The organism is Luteolibacter sp., assembly GCF_039920825.1.
GTDB lineage: Bacteria > Verrucomicrobiota > Verrucomicrobiia > Verrucomicrobiales > Akkermansiaceae > Luteolibacter.
The window spans coordinates 1-18279 of the sequence record NZ_JBDSCX010000042.1; the positions used below are offsets into that span (position 1 = coordinate 1).

Genomic DNA, 18279 nt, shown 5'->3' on the forward strand with positions numbered 1-18279 from the left:
CTGTTTGTCCTCCTTTTTTAGCAGACGATCGCCCCGCACGAATAACGAGGTTTCGACGCCCACCGCAGCGAAAAAGGCTGCCATCTCGCATCCGATGACTCCGCCACCGATGACGATCAGGCTTTTCGGCGGAGTGCTTTCGAGGGGGAAAAGATCATCACTCGTCCACACGGGTAGATGGGCGAACGGGGGAGGAGACGGCCGCGAACCGGTGGCGACGACAATTCTTTCCGCCGTCAGCGTGCGGCCTGACACTTCAATCTGTTTCTGCCCGGTGAAACGGCCCTCGCCGCGTATTAAAGTGACGCCCGCAGCGTTGACGCGGTCTTCGTAGCGCCCGTCCACCCCGCCGACGTATTGGTTCACGCTGTCGAAAATCTTCTGCAAATCCACACCTTGGAAATCCGCGTGGATGAAATGGCGCCCGGCATTGCGCGCATGTCTTGCCGCATCCGCGAAGCCGATGAGCAACTTAGAGGGAACACAACCGCGGTTCGGGCAGGTTCCTCCTAACTGATCTCTTTCGATAAGGACTGTCTTCCAACCCGCCTTGCTGGCAGCGATGGCAAGATTCGCGGCGCGACCACCGCCGAGCACGATGAGATCGTAGGTTTCAGTCATGGGATTTTATCGATCAAGCCATTGATTTCATCACGGGCGTTCAGGTCGCTCAACCACGAGGCGGGCAGGGCTGAAACGGGAAATGCCGCACCGTAAACCATTCCCAGCACCATGCCTCGTGCGGCGGAGTCGCCGCCTGCGTTGATATTTTCGATGAGTGCCGTGGCGGGCGTTTCCGGATGCCTTAGAAGGAGGTGGCAGACGCCGGTGAAGGCGTCTGGAATGTGGCAGGTCAGGCCGTGTCCTTCCAGTGCTTCCCCATCGCTGGCGGATGAAGCGCTGGAGCGTCGCGCGGCCGCGAACCATTCCGTTGGGATCGCTTCCCAATGCAGCAGCGCTGCGGTTTCCTCCAGAGCATCGGAAATTCCGGCACCGCGTTGCACGGCGAGTATGACACGGGTGAAAAATTCCGCAGCTTCGACGACGGGCGGATCGTTGTGGGTAAAAGCGGTTAGGCTGCGGGCTGCGGAGAAAAGCGCTTCGTCGTCCTCCCAATCCAGCAGGAAAAGCGGTGCGGTGCGGACCGTGCCGCCCAGTTCGGAAGATGAGGATGCTGCCGACTCGGGTGGCATGCCCGAGTGCAAATGAGCCAGCGTGGCCTTCGTCGCGCCGTCTCGATAGGAAATCGTCTGTGGATTCTCCCAAAACTCACGCCATTTCGCGGCGTAGTGTTCCAGATCGAAGCGACCGAACTCCGCGATCGAGTGCAGGAGCAGCATGGTTTGGTCGCCATAATGAGTCTGATCGCCAGCGTTTTTTCCGGTATGATAGGCGGTGGCTGGCGCCATGTAACTCATGATGTGCCCGAATCTCTTCTTGAGTTCCTTCTGATGATAGATCCAGTGCGGGCCCAAGGCGAGGGCATCCGCAATGAGGGAAGTGAAAACGATGTCTGATGTTGGAATCACGACTGGAGTCATAGAATGCGGGACCGTTTTCTTCAAGAGGTTCCGTAAGGCCTTGAGGGGTAAATTTAGATTCCCGCCAAGCTAAGGAGCCATGACACTCCTGTCGTGGGCCAATGAGACGAGAAAGTGGGGAGCGAAAGCGCATCCCTTTCGCCGATCATTGGCTTGGCCGACAAGAGTGTCGACCCTCCAGGGCTGGCGCTCGTCCGTCCAGTAGAGTCCCCGCCGCCCATCTTTCCCCGCTCATTTCACCGGCGGATTGGATGTTTCCGTGGCGAAGTTGGCAGGCGTCACATCTTCGACATCCACAAACACTGTGGCCGGGCGGGCATCGGGTTTGAGCAAGGTGGTCCGGATGTTATTGAAATTCACGCCCCGGACGTGCCGTGCGTAGATGCCGTAAGCGGGCAGGGTTTTTCCGAACATGCTGAACTCCGGATAGGCATTTTCCTTTTCGGGTAACTTCACCTTCGCTGCCTCTTCGGTTCCGCCTCCGGGCAGTTCAAGCTGGATGTTCTCCAACGTCAGCGCTTCCACGGGGAAGCCGGGAACTCCGTTGATAAGGATGCCGATCATTTCAATATTCTTGGCGGTGATGTTTTTCACCACCACATCGCGCAATTTGCCGGGGGTCGGTTTCGGTGAGTCGCCCTCGCGGAAGGCCTTGAGACGTGAGCCGAGGCGGATGCTGATAGGAGCGGCCACACCGTCCATCGTCACATCACTGATAGATACATTGCGCAAGTCTCCGCCATCCACGGCATTGAGGGCAATACCGGACAGTTTTGTATCGGTGATCCGGCAGTTGGAGATCGAAATATTTTCAAATCCTCCGATCGCTTCGGTGCCGAGTTTGATCGCGTTGCACCAGGTCGAAAGCTTGCAGCCGGTGGCGATGATGTCGCGGCTTGGCTTTCCCGAGCTGGTGGCCTTGATGCAAAGCGCGTCGTCACCACTGATGATGTCGCAATCGCGGATCCTCACGTTTTCACTGGAATCGAGGTCAATTCCGTCGTTGTTGGACATCCCGAGGTTCCGGCTGCGGATGGTCACGCCTTCGATCACCGCACCTTTGGTTTGATAGAAATTGAGCGTCCACGCGCCCGGATTGGTGAGGTGAACTTCTTTGACGCTGACGTTGGTGCAGCGCACCCAGCGGAGCAGGAACGGCCGTACGGCGTAGGGCTTTTGCTTTGCTTTCAGCGCGGGGCTTTGTCCGTCCACGGTGCCCTTGCCCTCGATGCCCACGTTTTCCGCATCCATGGCGACGATCAGCGCGTGGCCCATCGGGCTTCCGGCGCCATCGATGAATGGATCGAGATTGCGGTAATCGGCCGCCTCCGTGCTGCCAAGCAGAGTGGCGTCCTTCTCAAGCCGCAGGGTGACGTTGCTCTTGATCTGGATGGTTCCAGTTAGGTAACGGCCTGCCGGAAAGGAAATCGTCCCGCCGCCGCCTGCGCTGCAATCGTCGATCGCCTTTTGAATGGTGGTCGTGTTCGACGTGGTGCCGTTGCCGACGATGCCTGCTTTTGTCGCATCAATCACTCCAGCCCCACTGGCCATCACCGGCAGGGCTGCGAAAAAAAGGCAGAACGAGGGTAGAAGTTTGCAAACGGTTGTTTTCCGGTGAGGCATAGGTTGATGCTTACCGCGCGGAGCAGGGGAGTCTTTCTATCGTAATCGAAGTAAAGTCTCATTAGCCCTTATTTTCCGACCTTACTGATGCCGCCAGCCGGAGAAATCATGGCGGCGCGGGGTGAGAGGAACTTTGCCAATGGATCGGCAGGTAAGGCTTTCAATCCGGAAATGACGCACCCGGCGTTCACGACAGCTCCGTCCCAACCGGTGTGCAGGTTTTCCTTGGGCGATGGGACGTAAAGCGTTTCCACTGCTGCCGTGCCGAGTTTCTCATAACGCGTGGCGATGATGTCGTAGAGCGGGATAAAAGGGGGGTTAGTTTCCTTCGCGACCTGCTCGGCCCATGCGGCGTGTTTGCCGTTGTCCCGTTTGAATTTGCCGTCGGTGCTCCAACCTTTGCGCGGCGTGAGGGAGCAAATGATCGGTGTGGCATTCTGCGCGCGGGTCTCAGAGACGAATTGTTTCAAATACCAGCCGAAGGTATGGACGGTTTCATCGTTGTTCATCGCGGTCTCGTCACCGAGTCCGCCCAGCCCACCTTTGCCCTTTGCGCCGCCATTGTCGTTCGCCCCGAATTGCAGGATCACGAAGTCACCTTTCTTGATCCGTGGCTGCAGGTCTTTCCAAAAGAAGCCGTTGTAAAATGTGCGACTGCTCGTGCCGCCGAACGCCCGGTTGACGACGTTGATTTTCTTCAAATCGAAATAGGCCGTAATCGGCGCGCCCCAACCCCATTGGCCGGTCGGGCCGTTATCGCCTGTGGTGCCGTTGCGCACCGTGGAATCTCCGATCAGCCACAGCGTCGGCAGACTGGGGTTCGCGGGCATCGGCGGTGTGTATCGGCCGTTCCCGGGCGCGCCGGCCGGGGCTGGACCTGTGCCAATTTGCGTGGCACGGGGAACATCGCTGATCTTGAGGGACGCGGCGATCGGCTCACCGTTGACCCGGGCGGGGAAAAACAGATTGGCGGCACACACGGCAAGCACGGAGGCTGCGACAAATGATCTGGGGCTGTTCATGACATTTTTCATAAAGGAAACAGGTTGGGTTGAAACATCACAGCGCAGAGCGAAAGGGTCTTTAACGCAATAGGGGTATGCCTGAACTCGCAGAGGCAGATACTTGGGCTCGGATTCTAAACTGGGTAGGAGCAGCGCGGATTGTCGAAGGCGGGTGGGGGAGCGTCTTCGGTTTTTCTGCGATCGGCGGATACTGGCGAAATAAATTTCGCGGTCCGTTTGCGAGAAGTGTGACTCGCTGCCGGACACGAACCCTGGCGTCCATTTATTTGGATTCAACGAACCGGCGTGGGTTCGGCAAAGGGATCCGCTCCTCGTGGGGCAAAGGGATCGCTGTTACTGGATTCGATTTCTCCAACAGGTGGCGTCGTTTCTGGATCTTGCGATGTCGTCAGTTCGATGATGCCGTTCTCCCGGACTTGGTATCTGAGTTTGGTGGAATCGCAGAGATATTTCAGGGCGGCACCCAGCGGGATATTCCGGATTCTCATTTCACCCTTGAACCGCCATTGATTTGCCGGATCCGCACTTCTGACAATCAATCGGAGTCGGTCATGCTCCACCCCGGTTTTTTGGATGAGCTGGTTGATTCGGGCGATCCGTTCTGGTAGAGGCTGGTCGGGAGGGAGATCAAGTATCGGGATGATTGTTGTTCGGGTGAGTTCGATGGTTTCCTCAAGGGTCGGCTTCGGGTGATTGGTCCGGATCCGCGATTTCGTGCGGATAGTTTCACCGAGCCCGGGAGGCACAGAGGTAGATTCGTCTGCCATGGCCGGTCCATGGAGAGCTTCGTGATTCTTTGAATTTCCGGGTGATGCTGTCCGCCACGGTCGAAGAGACAGGATGAGCACGATCCCAAGAAAGGCCGCGGCGATGACGTATCGCTTGGAAATTGTCGTGGGGGCTGACATTGAAAGGCGTTATAACGCAAAAATTTCGTCATGAATACTCGTCGCGAGGGCTGACGGATGCAGACTCTTCGGGCTCATCTTATGGTGGAAACCTGATACGGAAACCGTGGTGAGTCGAGGATTCGGGCGAAATGAATTTCGCGGTCCGGTTGAGCACCAAAAACCCCGCCGCCCATTTTCGGCACGGCGGGTTGGGAAGAGACGGAACGAAGGTTCGCCCTCCGGCCTATCTGCCTGCGCAGAGATGAAAAACAATCGAAAGCATCGAGCCCTCCGTGAAGGGGCCTTGAACCGGGCCATCGGCTTGTCGGAAATAGGGCAAGGGAAGGTGGACGTGCGGAACAGGTGATGTGCGGCGGCCGGTGCGGAGTCCTTTCATGCCTACTGACCTCATTGACGAAAGCGCGGATCCCGCGTTTTATCGTGGCGCAAGGCCGTCCTTGGCCGCGCCGTCTGAACCGTTTCGGAATCTAAACGAATGTCCCTGTCCAAGATGCTTCCCTTACTGCTGGCTGCAGCGCTGCTGGCAATTGCTCCTCCCGCGCTGGCGCAAGCCGTGCCTGCTGGCCCCGCCTCCGGGATCACCACGCAGCTACCGCGCGGCGCGGTGCCCAGCCATTATGCGATTGCGGTTACGCCCGATGCTGCAAATCTGAAATTCACGGGGAAGGTGACGATCGACGTGACGGTCAGTGCGGCGATGCCCACGCTGGTCCTGAACGCGGCGGATCTAACGTTCGGCAATGTCACGCTGACGCCGGCCGCGGGCGGCGAGGTTACGAAGGGCACGGCAAGGGTGGACGCGGCGGCACAGACGGTGGCGCTCGATTTCGGCAAACCGCTGGCACCTGGCAGCTATACGTTGACCATCGGCTATGCCGGTATCATCAACACTCAGGCGAACGGCCTGTTCGCACTTGATTATACCGACAATGCAGGGGCGGCGAAGCGCGCGTTGTTCACCCAGTTCGAGGCGCCCGACGCCCGACGTTTCGTCCCCAGCTTCGACGAGCCGAGCTACAAGGCGACCTTCGACCTGTCCGCCATCATCCCGACGGGTGAGCTGGCGGTCGGCAACATGCCGGTCAAGGCGACCCAGGATCTGGGCGCTGGCAAGACGCAGGTGACATTCGGCACCTGCCCCAAAATGTCGTCCTACCTGTTGTTCTTCGGTCTGGGTGAACTTGACCGCGCCACCAAGATGGCCGGCAATACCGAAGTCGGCGTCATCACCGGTAAGGGCAATACCGGCAAAGCGCAACTGGCGCTCGACGCGTCGGTGGCGATCCTGCCTTGGTATAATGATTATTTCGGAGTGCCCTTCCCGCTGCCAAAGCTGGATAATGTGGCCGGCCCGGGCCAGAGCCAGTTTTTCAGTGCGATGGAGAATTGGGGCGCGATTTTCACCTTCGAGCGCGCGCTGCTGGTCGATCCGCGCTTCACCTCGGAGAGCACGCGGCGGAAGATCTATTCCATCGTGGCGCATGAAATGGCGCACCAGTGGTTCGGCGATCTCGTCACCATGGCCTGGTGGGACGATCTGTGGTTGAACGAAGGCTTTGCCAGTTGGATGGCGACCAAGGTCACCGACAAGTTGCAGCCCGACTGGGAAATGCTGCTGACCCGCGTCGACGGGCGCGAACGGGCGATGAGCCTCGATTCGCTGGGCACCACCCATCCGGTGGTGCAGAAGATCCATACCGTGGACGAGGTGAACCAGGCGTTCGACGCCATCACCTATCAGAAGGGCGAAGCCGTCATCACGATGCTGGAGGGCTATGCCGGGGAGGATGCGTGGCGTAACGGTATCCGCAGCTATATGGGGGCGCATGCCTATGGCAACACCTTGACCGACGACCTGTGGAAGGCGGTCGAGGGCGCTGGCACCAAGGGATCGGTCTCGATCGCACACGACTTCACGTCCAAGCCCGGCATTCCGCTGGTCAAGGTGGACAGCGCCGTATGCCAAGGCGGCAATACCGTGCTGAGCCTGTCGCAGGGCGAGTATAGCCGCGACCGGAAGGGCAAGGCGCCGCTGTCGTGGAGCGTGCCCGTCATCGCCCGGACCATCGGCGGCACGCCGCAGCGACTGATCTTGGCTGGCAACGCAACCGTGACCTTGCCGGGTTGCGGCCCCTATATCGTCAATGCCGGGCAGACAGGCTATTATCGCTCGCTCTATCCCCAGGCCGATGTGCAGGCGCTGGCAAAGGATTTCGGCAAGCTTGCCAGCATCGATCAGGCCGGACTGCTGGCGGATAATTTCCAGCTTGGGCTGGCAGGATACCAGCCGATGGGGCTGGCCCTCGACCTGATCGATGCGGTGCCCGCCAATGGCAGCCCGGCGGTGCTGGCCAAGGTGCCCGCTTGTCTCAAGGACATCTATGACCTGCTGGATGGCGACAAGGCGGCCCAGGCACCGGTCGTGACCTATGCCTCGGGCAAGTTGACCCCGGTCCTGACGGCGATCGGCTATGACGCCAAGGCAGGCGAAGGGCCACAGGTGCCGGTGCTGCGGTCGAGTCTGATTTTGACCCTGGGCAACATCGGCGACAAGGCCGTGGTGGCGGAAGCCAATAGCCGTTTCGCCGCGCGGGCGGCCAATCCGGCGGCGCTCGACGGGCCGCTGCGCGATGACTGGCTGGCGATCATCGCTGAAAATGCCGATGCCGCGACTTGGGAAAAGCTGCGATCCATGGCGAACGGAGCGAAAAGCGACCTCGAAAAGAGCACCCTGTTCGCGCTGCTGGGCAAGGTGAGGGACGAAGGCCTGGCGACCAAGGCGCTTGATCTCGCCATGACCGACGAGCCGGGCAAGACCACCGGCCCGGCCATCATTGCCCAGGTCGGCATCCCGCATCCGATGCTGGCGGTCGACTATGTGCTGGCCCATCGCCAGCAATATGAGGCGCTGATCGGCGTGTCGGCACGAAGCCGGGCGCTGGCGCGGCTTGGCAACCTTTCGGCCGACCCGGCGATGGTGATCAAGCTGGATGCCTATGCGACCCAATATCTGACGCCCGAATCGCGCAAGGTCGTGGATCGCTCGATCGCCGAGATCGAGACGCGGATCGAGACGCAGAACCGGCTGAAGGCACCGCTGGTGGCCTGGTTCGCGGCGAAGAAGTAAGCCGGGAAAGAACGGGAGGCGGCAAAGCCGTTGAGTTCCGAAATCAAAAGATACATGCCCGGCTCCCTCAGGGCGAAGCGAGGCGGTAGCTGCTAGAATTTGGGAAAATACATCGAGGTTGCCTTCGTCAATGGGGACACCGACTAGCAAGCATTTGGGAGGTGGGAGAGATCGTATGGGGTGATTGCCGTCCCTGGGTAATCCACTCCCGCCGCCTCGTATCGCAAGGGCTGGCTATGGAATTGCATTAGACCCTTCGGCGGAATGGGACGCAATACTGGTTAGTCGAGACTGACCACTTCGACGGACCCCTTTGATTGCATCATTGACTCTCGGCGGAATCCTTTAAAACCTTTTGCCCAATGCCTGCCTTTGGATTCTCTACTTTCCGAAATCCAGGGGTGATCATTTTTGCCCTGGTTTCAGGCATCGTGTGCGGACGCCTCCTGCATGCCTCGATACCGGATCGGACGCCCGTCGAGAACCAACACGAAAATGCCCGTGTAAATTCCGCTTCCGGGCAGTGGGTTTCATCCGCTTCCAAGGGAAGGCAACGTCCGCCAGAACGGAATGCCATCTTGCCCCCGGACCCGGCGGATTACTTTATCGTGCCGCCCGCCGCATTGCGCCGCATCCGGGTGGAGCTCATGGATGGGATCTCGCTGAATCCCAAGGAATGCGAGCTTCTCGGTCTGGAGGAAAAACAGATTCAGGAGCTGAAACTCGTGATCGATTCCGCCGTCCTCCGTTGGCAGGAGAGGGAAAAGGCCACGATGAAAATCCTCCCGTCAAGCGGGCCGCATACCCTGCTCCATATCCCTCACGCGGATCCCATCATCGCTGAAAAAGAGTGGCAGGATCTCAAGACCAGCATCCTGCGGATCGCAGGGCCGGAACTTGAGCCCCTGCTCCGCTATCGGCTCACGGATGGCTACAGCCCGTCCTACAAGTCGAACGCAGGAACCGGCCTGTTGAATGTTCTCACCGCCGGTTACGGCACCTTGGATCGACTTGTGAAGATCAGTTCATCAGCCAATGGGACCACGGTTTACGAAACCATCGATTTCCAGCCCACCCGCCTGAAAGGCGCCGCCGTGGATGAAGCATTCTTCAATCAACTGAAGGACTCGGGCTCGCACGAGGGCTCTCAATCGATCAACTCCCATAAGATCCCGGATTCTCTCCTCCATCTCCTTCCCTTGAAATGATGCCCAAGGCTCGAAAACATCCGGTGCGTATCGCCTCGTTCGCTGCCTTCGCCATCGGCCTTGGTTTCGGCCACCTCACGCTCACGCCCTCACTTGCGAGCGCCACCTCTGGCAAGGTGGTCCCGAAATTTCCAGTCAATCCAAGCAACCAAGCTGCCAGTGACACAGCGGGCAGCCCACTTCGGTCCACCCGCCCGCGTGAGAAAAAGATTCCTCTCCGCATCGACGCGGAAGGAAATTATCTGCTGCCCCCCGCCATGGCGGACCGGCTCGACTGCGTCGTGTTGATCGGGACGAAAGTGAATCCCGTCGACCTTCGGATTCTCGGCCTGGACGATACCCAGATCGGTCAGGTCCAAGAGCTCGTCGATGAAGTGTTCCGGCGCTTCTTCGAGAGGAAGAGGGCCGCCATGCGTGAATTCACGATCAATGACGACGAAATGGTTTGGGAAATCCCGGGGGATCGTTCCGGCGCGATCGCCGATGAACAGCGGATCATCGATGCGGTCCATGCGATCTGCGGAGCAAAGGCCGGACTCTTGTCGGACCGCTTGGTTCAACAAATCAAAAGTGGTACCGCCCAACTCGGCATCGAGAGTTACTTCCTCCGGGCCTATCATCCGGGAGGTAAGGGAAGCATGCTGGCTTTTGAAAACATCGTCATTTCACCGGGACTCAACAAGGGATCGCAGCCCGCACCCGGAAGCAGTTTCATGGATTACCAGAAGCAATGGATATTTGGTTCATCGGGTCGCTACGGCGGTGCTGAACCTCCCGATACCCTTATGCCCCTGATCGGGGATAAGGATTGGCAGAAGCTGCTGACGCCGAAGCTCTGAACTTAAGTTTTCACGAGGAAGGAGGAACCATATGGTCTCCCCTTCTTCATCAATCGATCCCGACTAACAAGCATTGAAATTGTCATGCATCGGACGCAAGGCCCGCCTTATGCACAGACTGCTTGCGGCACATGTTAGGTATCGCATGGAATGACGATTGCCATGCAGACACAAAAAAACCGCCGCCCGTTTGCAAGGTGGCGGGTTTGATTTGAAACGATGGATGCTTATTTTCCGGCGCGCAGCGCTCCTTCGCGGGCCTTGGCCTTGGCGATGACGTCGTCGGAGACGTTTTTCGGGCAAGGGGCGTAGTGGCTGAACTCCATGGAGAACTGGCCACGGCGATGGCGTAAGTCATCGCAATTCACATTCCACTCGTCACAGGGCTGATCCAGATTCTTTTCCCGGATCCATGAGATCCTGTGAAGGCCGCCTGATCGCCAGAACCCGCACCTCGTCGTCTTTGATCTGGTAGAGGATCCGGAATGCGGAACGATTCTTCCCGCAGAGCAGGCAGCGGATCTCGACAGGAAACGCGGCGGATTCTCTCGCGAGGGCGTGGCAATCCGGTGCAATTTCCAGCGACCTGATTGCCTCGATGATCCGGATGCGCCATGCTTCCGCGCCTTGGAGGGAACGTTCCGTGATCCAACGAAAATGGCTGCGGAAATTCTCGTCCGCAGGATCGGTGATGATGACGCGGTAGCGCATTTCCCGATCAAAGGGTTTCCCACTCGCGGATGGCTTCTAAGGCTGGCTTCGAACGCCCCGCCTCTGCCGCTTCCAAGCCAATCCTGACGGCTTCGATGCCATCGAGGTATTCGGCGGCATCGATCAGGCGTTCGTATTCCTCTGCAGGCATGACCGCGAGGCTCGGACGACCGTGCTGGGTGAGGATTTCCGCACGGTTCGTTTGGCGGATCCGGGCAGTATGTGCGCTGGCATTCCGGACGAAGTCGGAAATGGGGAAAATTTCGTTCATTCTCAGATCGAGTGGCATGGAGGAATTGGCTCGAGATCATGTAAGCATGAAAAAACCGGATTTAAAGATGAATTCTCGGGCGGGCGGAATTCGTCCATCATGATGGATGGGTTGGTGGGACACAAAAAACCCGCCGCCCATTTTCAGGACGGCGGGTTTTCGATTGAAACGATTCAGGCTTACTTGCGAAGCGCTTCCTCGCGGGCCTTGGCCTTGGCGATGACGTCGTCGGAGACGTTTTTCGGACAAGGGGCGTAGTGGCTGAACTCCATCGAGAACTGGCCACGGCCGGAGGTCATGGTGCGAAGGTCGCCGATGTAGCCGAACATGGCGGACAGCGGAGCCTCTGCCTTGACGCGGATACCGCCCGGAGTTGGCTCCTGGCCTTGGATCATGCCACGGCGGCGGTTGAGATCGCCGATGACGTCACCGACTTTTTCTTCGGGGGCGAAGACGTCGAGTTTCATCATGGGTTCGAGGATCTGCGGGGCAGCCTTCGGCATGGTCTGACGATACGCGGCTTTCGCGGCGATTTCGAAGGCGATGTTGCTGGAGTCCACCGCGTGGAAACCACCTTCGTTGAGCGTGACCTTGAAGTCCAAGCAAGGGTAACCGGCAAGTGGTCCTTTATCGACGCAGGTCTTGAAACCTTTTTCGACGGCGGGGATGAACTCTTTCGGGATGCTGCCGCCGGTGACCTTCGATTCGAAGATGAAGCCGGAGCCTTGTTCGCCTGGCTCGATGGTGTAGTCGATTTTAGCGAACTGGCCGGAACCACCGGACTGCTTCTTGTGGGTGTAGCTGTCGTTGACCATCTTGGTGATGGTTTCGCGATAGGCGACCTGTGGCGGACCGACGGAGACCTCGACCTTGTGGGTGCGCTTGAGGATGTCGATCTTGATGTCGAGGTGGAGTTCGCCCATGCCCTTGAGGATCATTTCGTTCGTTTCATCGTCGGTTTCGACGCGGAACGATGGGTCTTCCTGGATCATCTTGCCGATGGCGTTGGCGAGCTTTTCAGCGTTGGCCTTGTCCTTTGGAGCGACGGCGATGGAGATGACGGGATCCGGGAAAACCATCGGCTCGAGAGTGGCCGGGTTCTTCTCGTCGCAAAGGGTGTGACCGGTCTGGACGTTTTTGAGACCGACGATGGCAACGATGTCACCGGCTTGGGCGGAGTCGATTTCCTTACGGTCGTCGGCGTGCATCTCGACCATGCGGCTGATGCGCTCGGTCTTGCCGGTGAACGAGTTGAGGACGGTGTCGCCTTTCTTGATCGTACCGGAATAGATACGGGTGAAAGTCAGCGCACCGAACTTGTCGTCCATGATCTTGAACGCCAGGCCACGGAATGGAGCCTTGGGATCGATGACCGCGAACTTGCCGGTTGGAGTGCCTTCTTCGTCCACTTCGGGGAGTGGCTTGACGTCGGTCGGGGAAGGCAGGTAATCGACGACGGCGTCGAGCACGAGCTGGAGGCCCTTGTTTTTGAACGAGGAACCGCAGTAGGTCGGGAAGAAAGCGAGGTCGATGGTGCCCTTGCGGATGCACTTCTTGATTTGTTCGATCGTTGGCTCGGTGCCTTCGAGGTAGGCCTCCATGATCGCGTCGTCCTGTTCGACGGCGGTCTCGATGAGCTGGGCGCGGTATTCCTTCGCCTTGTCCACGAGGTCGGCGGGGATTTCCTCGATCTTGAAATTTTCCGGCTGTCCGGATTCGTCCCAAATGTGGGCCTTCATGGTGAGCAGGTCCACGACACCGACGAAATCGGACTCGGTGCCGATTGGCAGGACCATGACGAGCGGGGTCGCTCCGAGGATCTTCTTCACCTGGGCGACGACGCGGTAGAAATCCGCGCCGATCCGGTCGAGCTTGTTGACGTAAATGACACGGGCGACTTCGGAGTCGTTGGCGTAACGCCAGTTCGTTTCCGACTGAGGCTCAACGCCGCCGGAACCGCAGAACACGCCGACACCGCCGTCGAGAACCTTCAGCGAACGGTAAACTTCGATGGTGAAATCAACGTGGCCGGGAGTGTCGATGATGTTGAATTGGTAATCCTTCCAGAAGCAGGTGGTGGCGGCCGATTGAATCGTGATCCCGCGCTCGGCTTCCTGTTCCATGAAGTCCATTGTCGATGCGCCATCGTGAACTTCTCCGATCTTGTGGATCTTGCCGGTGAGCTTGAGAATACGTTCGGTGGTGGTCGTTTTGCCCGCATCAACGTGGGCGAAAATGCCGATGTTGCGGTATTTGCTGAGGTCCTTCATAACGGATGGTTGCTTCTGATTGCCGGGCGACGGTTTCGCGCCGGGGGCAGATTCCTAGTCGAGGATCTCGGTTTGGCAATCCTAGAGTCGAAATGCCGGTTTTTTTCGTCCGATTTGAACTTGGGAAAAGGCCGCGCCTCTTTGGCATCCGCCGGATCGACCGGGTCAGTGCTTCGGTTCAACCAGTTTTTTCAACGCACTATTCAGAGCGTCCTTCTGCCGGCCAGCGAGTAGATTTGCGATGTATTCCCGCATGGAGTTTTCGTCCTTCTGTTTCCACGACTTCACGATTTCCCCGGCGTAGCTATTGTCTGTGAAAACCATGTCTCCGCGGTCCTGCATGTTTCGCAGATAAATAAGGTCGTCGAAATTGCGGGCCGCGGCGGCTGGATCGATCTTCGCCCAGTAGCCGCTGAATCGCAGCGAGAAGTCCTGCTGGGATCCTCCACGCTTCATCATTTTCAACTGGTTCATAACAGCAACGGCATCCGAGTCGCCCCAGGTCTGGAGCAACGCGTCGACGAAAGTGTAGGTGTTCTCCATTCCGTTAACCCGGAGTTCCTGCGCCACAAGGTGGCTGAACGTTCCCTCCGGATCCTCCTTCGCCAGCCTTTGCGCGACCTCCCTGAGCTCAGCCGACGATTGCACGTCTCCATTCATCAGCGCCTGGGTGAGTTGGCCGGTCGTCATCATCTGGATCCGGTTTTTCAAAAACGCGCGGGTCCGCATCGGGCTTTTCCGCTCGGCGAAGAGAACGTCGAGCGCCTTGTTGATGGGGACGCTCTCGTCCATCTCGGCGCTTTCGGTGGAAATCAGCCGGCTGATGCTCACTCCCACCGGCTCCGGCATCCGGGCGGTTTTGCGGCTGCCTGTTGTTTCCGATCCGGTCGAACCGCCTTGAGAGGGAATTGCCGTGCGAACCAGCACTGTTCCTATCAGCCCGCCGAGCAACAGTGCCACCGCGTAAACCGGGATTTTCATCACTTCGCGGCCTCCGTTTTCAGTTCCGCCCGCATCACGTCCGTCTTCGGGCCGGGAGTTTGGCCGGACAGCCAGCTTTCCGCCGACTTCGGATCCATTTCACTCCAACGCCGGATGAAGACTTTAAGTGTCTCTTTCCCCTCAGGCGTGGCGGCAAAGCTGTCAGGCAATTGCTCCGCCGCCTCGGTCACTGCGGCCGGATTGCTCCAACCGGAGCCTTTCACGGCACCTTCGTAAATCAGGATCCGCTGCCCGTCGTCCTTCGCGATCCGGAGCAGATCCGGCAGGTTTTTCGCATAGTTGACCATCGTGGCGAAGGCGAAGGTCCGGATGTTCTCGCTGGTCCAGTCGTCGGGGAAACCACCGGAAATATCGCGGACGGGCTTGGCCTCGCCGGGGATCAGGGAAATGCCGCCCGTCGTGGCCGCCCACCAGTAGATCGCGTCGTTGCGCGCTTCCTGCCGTGCTTTTTCGTCTTCGATGTGGTTGGCGATCGCCAGCCCGTCGAAGCCGCGGATTTTCGCCACGTCCACGGCGATCGATTTCAACAGCTTCCGCTTCGCCTCCTCGTCCGGATAGGAAGCTACCCAGTCACCGGCGGCCAGCGCATCGGTGCGGGACCAGAGTTTCGCCACCAGCTCGAACAACGGCCGGTCCGCCTCGGGCCAATCCCTGGCGACGCGGTCCACCAGCAGCGCGGCTTCCTGGGGTTTCCGCTCGCACTGATAGGTGACAAATTCAGTGAGGAAGCCCCGGTCATCGTTAGATTTGTCCGCCAGCATTACCGCCAGCGCGCCTTCGGGGTCCTGGTTCAGCCAGGTCACCATCACCGCCCGCCTCGCCTGATAGGAAAAATCCTCCGCCTCTTTCGCCCGGGCCAGCGCCGCCGCCGGATCGCGCTCCGCCCAACTGCCAAACAGCGCCGCGACCACCTGCTCGAACCGCCGGTGATCCTTGGTCGCTATCAATACCTGTAACACCTCTTCCAGATAACCCTGAGGGACCACAAACATCAGGCTCCGCAACCGGCTTTCCGCCAGTGCGTCCGGTTTTTCCGCGCCGTCGTATTCGGCCACCGCCTGCTTCACCAGTTCCAGCGTGAATCCCCGGTCACGCTTTTCCCGTAGTGCCGATTCCGTTTCCGATTCCGTGTCCGCCACGGGTCCTGCCCGGCTCGTCGCCGGACGGATTGGATTTTCCCGCGTGACGATTCCCCACCCGTAGGCGAGCAGAACGCCGCTTGTCAGACTGATCGCGATTCCTGTTTTCATGGTGAGTAAAATGGCGGTTTTTCCCAAGGTGCCCGCCGCTTGCTTCGCGCCCTCGTCGAGCGCCCGCCGGGTGATGGTTTCCAAAAACGACGCGGTGACTCCCGCGTCCGCCCGCGCGCTGATGAAAAAGGTGCCCAGCGCCACCGCCGAGACCGTCACGCCGCGGCTTCTCAATTTATCCGCCAGCTTCTCCAGCGCCCGCACGCTGCGCTTTTGCCAAGCTTCGGCCGTCCCGCCCAACCGCTGCTCGATCGACTTGAACGTGTGGCCCTCCAGATAGTGCAGTGTGAGCACTTCCCGATCCTTCTCGCCCATCGCGTTGAGGGACCGGTCCAGTTCCGGCGCTATCTTCGCGGAATAATCCGGCTCTTCCTGCGACCGTTCGTTCATCTGATAGGCCATGGTTTCGCGCACCCTCCGGTTGGTGGATTTCCGCCGGGACTTCTTTGCTTCCAGAATGACGACCCGGTGCAGCCAGGCGCTCAGGCAGCGGACCTCGCCGAGCTCTCCCGCCCGCCTTGCTAGGACGATCAGCGCCTGCTGCAGGATGTCCTGCGCTTCCCCGCGGTCGCCGCAGATCCGATAGGCCGTCGCAAACGCCATTGCCTGATGCCGCCGCGTCAGCTCGGCAAACGCCGGTTCATCGCCCTGACGGACGAAATCGTCCAGCAGCGACTGATCGGTTTTTTCTGAAGCGTTCGGCATTCATGAAACTAGTGCCATCCCCTGCGGGAAAACGGACAAAAAAGTGCTGAGTCGTGATCCGGACATTCCAGAAAATGGACGCCGGTCAGGTCGCGCGCGTGATACCGATTCCCAACAGGCAGACGTCGTCGTCGAAGCGCTGGCCTTCGGAAAAGGCGAGCACGCTGGAGAGAATGCCGTCGAGCAGGGATTCCAGCGGGTCTTGGGATTTCAGGCCGATGATTTCCATCAGACGGTTCTCGAAAAACGGCTCGCCGCTCTGATTCTCGGCTTCCAGAACGCCGTCGGTGAAAAGCACGATCCGGTCGATCTCGGCGAGCGGCAGCTTGTGGGTCGGGTAACAGGCGCCCTTGATCAAGCCAAGTCCGGGGCCTTTTTCGGAGCGCTCGCAGGCGATCTGGCGCACGCCGTCCTTGCCAGCGAGGATCGGTCCGGGATGGCCGGCGCAGGCGTATTCAAAAGTGCCGGCGGCGAGATCGATCACGCCGAAGAAAGCGGTGGCGAACATGGTAGCATGGGCGCGTTCGAGAATCGCGACGAGTCCGTCGTTGAGGCCTTGGAGAAACATCCCGGGTTCGGCGGATTGCGCGCGCTGTTTTTCCAACAGCCCGCGAAGCATCGCCACGATGAGTGCGGAGCGGACGCCGTGGCCCATGACGTCGCAGATCAACATTCCATAGGCATCATCACCGATTTTCATCACTTCGAAAAAATCACCGGCCAGCCCTGAAATCGGAATGTATCGCGCGCCAAAGGTGAGGTGGTTCCGGTTGCCGTCCGTCGCTGCGGGGATCACCTCGTTGGCAAGCGCGTGCTGGATCTCACGAGCCAGCAGTAACTCCTCCTCGTAGGCTTCGTTTTTCATCCGCAGCTGCCGGGCGAGATCGGAGGCCTCCCGCTCGGCGAGAACGAGCCGGGTGACATCGCTGGACACGCCGAAAGTGCCCTTGATCGCGCTGTTCCGGTCGCGCCACGGAAATTTTGAGGTGATGACCCAGGTTTCGGAGGCGCGCTGCCACGTTTCATGTTCCAGCAGGTCGATGACCGGATTGCCGGTTTGGATGATGCGCTGCTCGTCGTCGTAGGCGTTTTTCCAGTGTTCGTATTGGAAAAAATCCCGATCGTGTTTGCCGGTGAGTTCGCTGGAGTCAGCGCAGCCCATGCCTTCGGCGGTGCCTTGGTTGGCCGTCACGAACTTCGATTCCAGATCCTTGAAATAGACCTTCAGCGGCACGTGGTCGATCAACTGCTTGAGCAGATACCGCTCCTCCTCCACCGCCGCCTCGGCCGCCTTGCGACGGCTGATGTCGATCATCGAGCCAGCGATCCGCACCGCCTTGCCATCCCGATTCCGCAGCACCGTGCCACGGATTCTCAACCAGCATAAAAGGTCGCCGCCGGTGCGGATGCGGGCATCCACCGCGAGGGTTTCGGGACCACCGTCCAGCAATGCCAGCGAGACCGCGCGCTCGAACGCCTCCCGGTCTTCCGGCCAGATGTGTTCGTAAGGCGGGAGAAATAAATTCGGAGCACGCTCTTTCCCGCATTCCAAAAATTCGCGGACCCGGCGGGAGTAATAGATCGTCGCCCGGTCCGTCTGCCAGTCCCAGATTCCTTCGTTAGATGCCCGGAGCGCGAGTTCGAGCCGCTCCAATTTCAACTTGTTCCGAACCTCGGTTGTTTCCGGATCTTCACTCATGCCACTAGCAGGATGGCGGGTTGTCGCCCGGATCGCAACCGTCTTCCATCACGAAAACGGATGTGGCTCAGGCGGATGAAGCGCAGCGTCGGATAAA

Annotated in this window: 14 protein-coding genes; 4 read left to right on the forward strand and 10 right to left on the reverse strand. The window is 59.2% G+C overall.

Annotated features, from left to right (window positions below):
- From ABIQ96_RS12505 to ABIQ96_RS12520, 4 genes are all read right to left on the reverse strand, one after another.
- On the reverse strand, window positions 1–621 hold a 621-nt coding region (locus ABIQ96_RS12505; protein ID WP_348214933.1), incomplete at its 3' end, for an FAD-dependent oxidoreductase.
- Window positions 618–1529 (reverse strand): ADP-ribosylglycohydrolase family protein, encoded by a 912-nt coding sequence (locus ABIQ96_RS12510; RefSeq protein WP_348214934.1) that lies wholly within the window; start codon window positions 1527–1529, stop codon window positions 618–620. The genes ABIQ96_RS12505 and ABIQ96_RS12510, both read right to left, overlap by 4 nt.
- Before the next feature lie 243 nt (window positions 1530–1772).
- Window positions 1773–3164 (reverse strand): glycosyl hydrolase family 28 protein, encoded by a 1392-nt coding sequence (locus tag ABIQ96_RS12515; RefSeq protein WP_348214935.1) that lies wholly within the window; start codon window positions 3162–3164, stop codon window positions 1773–1775.
- A 68-nt stretch (window positions 3165–3232) separates the two neighbouring features.
- On the reverse strand, window positions 3233–4186 hold the full coding sequence (locus ABIQ96_RS12520) for a rhamnogalacturonan acetylesterase (RefSeq protein ID WP_348214936.1): 954 nt from the start codon (window positions 4184–4186) through the stop codon (window positions 3233–3235).
- A 77-nt stretch (window positions 4187–4263) separates the two neighbouring features.
- On the opposite strand from ABIQ96_RS12520, the gene ABIQ96_RS12525 reads away from it, so the two are divergent.
- The 4 genes from ABIQ96_RS12525 to ABIQ96_RS12540 all read left to right on the forward strand — a co-directional run bounded on the left by ABIQ96_RS12525 (window position 4264) and on the right by ABIQ96_RS12540 (window position 10274).
- Window positions 4264–4797, forward strand: coding sequence for a hypothetical protein (locus ABIQ96_RS12525; protein WP_348214937.1), 534 nt, complete (start codon window positions 4264–4266; stop codon window positions 4795–4797).
- A 778-nt stretch (window positions 4798–5575) separates the two neighbouring features.
- The gene (locus ABIQ96_RS12530) at window positions 5576–8227 is read left to right on the forward strand and encodes a M1 family metallopeptidase (protein WP_348214938.1); all 2652 of its coding nucleotides are present in this window, start codon (window positions 5576–5578) and stop codon (window positions 8225–8227) included.
- A gap of 578 nt (window positions 8228–8805) precedes the next feature.
- Window positions 8806–9435 (forward strand): hypothetical protein, encoded by a 630-nt coding sequence (locus ABIQ96_RS12535; protein ID WP_348214939.1) that lies wholly within the window; start codon window positions 8806–8808, stop codon window positions 9433–9435.
- A 23-nt stretch (window positions 9436–9458) separates the two neighbouring features.
- Complete coding sequence (locus ABIQ96_RS12540; RefSeq protein WP_348214940.1) at window positions 9459–10274, forward strand: hypothetical protein; 816 nt, start codon at window positions 9459–9461, stop codon at window positions 10272–10274.
- Between the two features lie 378 nt (window positions 10275–10652).
- On the opposite strand, the gene ABIQ96_RS12545 is transcribed toward ABIQ96_RS12540, so the two are convergent.
- The 6 genes from ABIQ96_RS12545 to ABIQ96_RS12570 all read right to left on the reverse strand — a co-directional run bounded on the left by ABIQ96_RS12545 (window position 10653) and on the right by ABIQ96_RS12570 (window position 18182).
- Window positions 10653–10985 (reverse strand): type II toxin-antitoxin system RelE/ParE family toxin, encoded by a 333-nt coding sequence (locus ABIQ96_RS12545; RefSeq protein ID WP_348214941.1) that lies wholly within the window; start codon window positions 10983–10985, stop codon window positions 10653–10655.
- A 7-nt stretch (window positions 10986–10992) separates the two neighbouring features.
- Window positions 10993–11274 carry a type II toxin-antitoxin system Phd/YefM family antitoxin gene (locus tag ABIQ96_RS12550; RefSeq protein ID WP_348214942.1) on the reverse strand — a complete coding sequence of 94 codons (282 nt, stop codon included), beginning with the start codon at window positions 11272–11274 and terminating at the stop codon, window positions 10993–10995.
- A gap of 161 nt (window positions 11275–11435) precedes the next feature.
- Window positions 11436–13526 (reverse strand): elongation factor G, encoded by a 2091-nt coding sequence (gene fusA, locus ABIQ96_RS12555; protein WP_348214943.1) that lies wholly within the window; start codon window positions 13524–13526, stop codon window positions 11436–11438.
- Window positions 13527–13691: 165 nt separating this feature from the next.
- Window positions 13692–14507, reverse strand: a complete 816-nt coding sequence (locus tag ABIQ96_RS12560; RefSeq protein ID WP_348214944.1) for a hypothetical protein — start codon at window positions 14505–14507, stop codon at window positions 13692–13694.
- Entirely contained in the window at window positions 14507–16483 is a 1977-nt protein-coding gene (locus ABIQ96_RS12565) for a sigma-70 family RNA polymerase sigma factor (RefSeq protein WP_348214945.1), read from the reverse strand. The genes ABIQ96_RS12560 and ABIQ96_RS12565 overlap by 1 nt, the downstream gene beginning before the upstream one ends.
- An 85-nt stretch (window positions 16484–16568) precedes the next feature.
- Window positions 16569–18182, reverse strand: a complete 1614-nt coding sequence (locus ABIQ96_RS12570) for a SpoIIE family protein phosphatase (protein ID WP_348214946.1) — start codon at window positions 18180–18182, stop codon at window positions 16569–16571.
- Window positions 18183–18279 lie beyond the last annotated feature (97 nt).

Excerpts from the sequence above, each read along its gene's own strand:
- ABIQ96_RS12515 (WP_348214935.1), bottom strand. The coding sequence starts at position 3,164 with ATGCCTCACCGGAAAACAACCGTTTGCAAACTTCTACCCTCGTTCTGC.
- ABIQ96_RS12520 (WP_348214936.1), bottom strand. The coding sequence starts at position 4,186 with ATGAACAGCCCCAGATCATTTGTCGCAGCCTCCGTGCTTGCCGTGTGT.
- ABIQ96_RS12525 (WP_348214937.1), top strand. The coding sequence starts at position 4,264 with ATGCCTGAACTCGCAGAGGCAGATACTTGGGCTCGGATTCTAAACTGG.
- ABIQ96_RS12530 (WP_348214938.1), top strand. The coding sequence starts at position 5,576 with ATGTCCCTGTCCAAGATGCTTCCCTTACTGCTGGCTGCAGCGCTGCTG.
- ABIQ96_RS12545 (WP_348214941.1), bottom strand. The coding sequence starts at position 10,985 with ATGCGCTACCGCGTCATCATCACCGATCCTGCGGACGAGAATTTCCGC.
- ABIQ96_RS12550 (WP_348214942.1), bottom strand. The coding sequence starts at position 11,274 with ATGCCACTCGATCTGAGAATGAACGAAATTTTCCCCATTTCCGACTTC.
- fusA (WP_348214943.1), bottom strand. The coding sequence starts at position 13,526 with ATGAAGGACCTCAGCAAATACCGCAACATCGGCATTTTCGCCCACGTT.
- ABIQ96_RS12560 (WP_348214944.1), bottom strand. The coding sequence starts at position 14,507 with ATGAAAATCCCGGTTTACGCGGTGGCACTGTTGCTCGGCGGGCTGATA.
- ABIQ96_RS12565 (WP_348214945.1), bottom strand. The coding sequence starts at position 16,483 with ATGCCGAACGCTTCAGAAAAAACCGATCAGTCGCTGCTGGACGATTTC.
- ABIQ96_RS12570 (WP_348214946.1), bottom strand. The coding sequence starts at position 18,182 with ATGAGTGAAGATCCGGAAACAACCGAGGTTCGGAACAAGTTGAAATTG.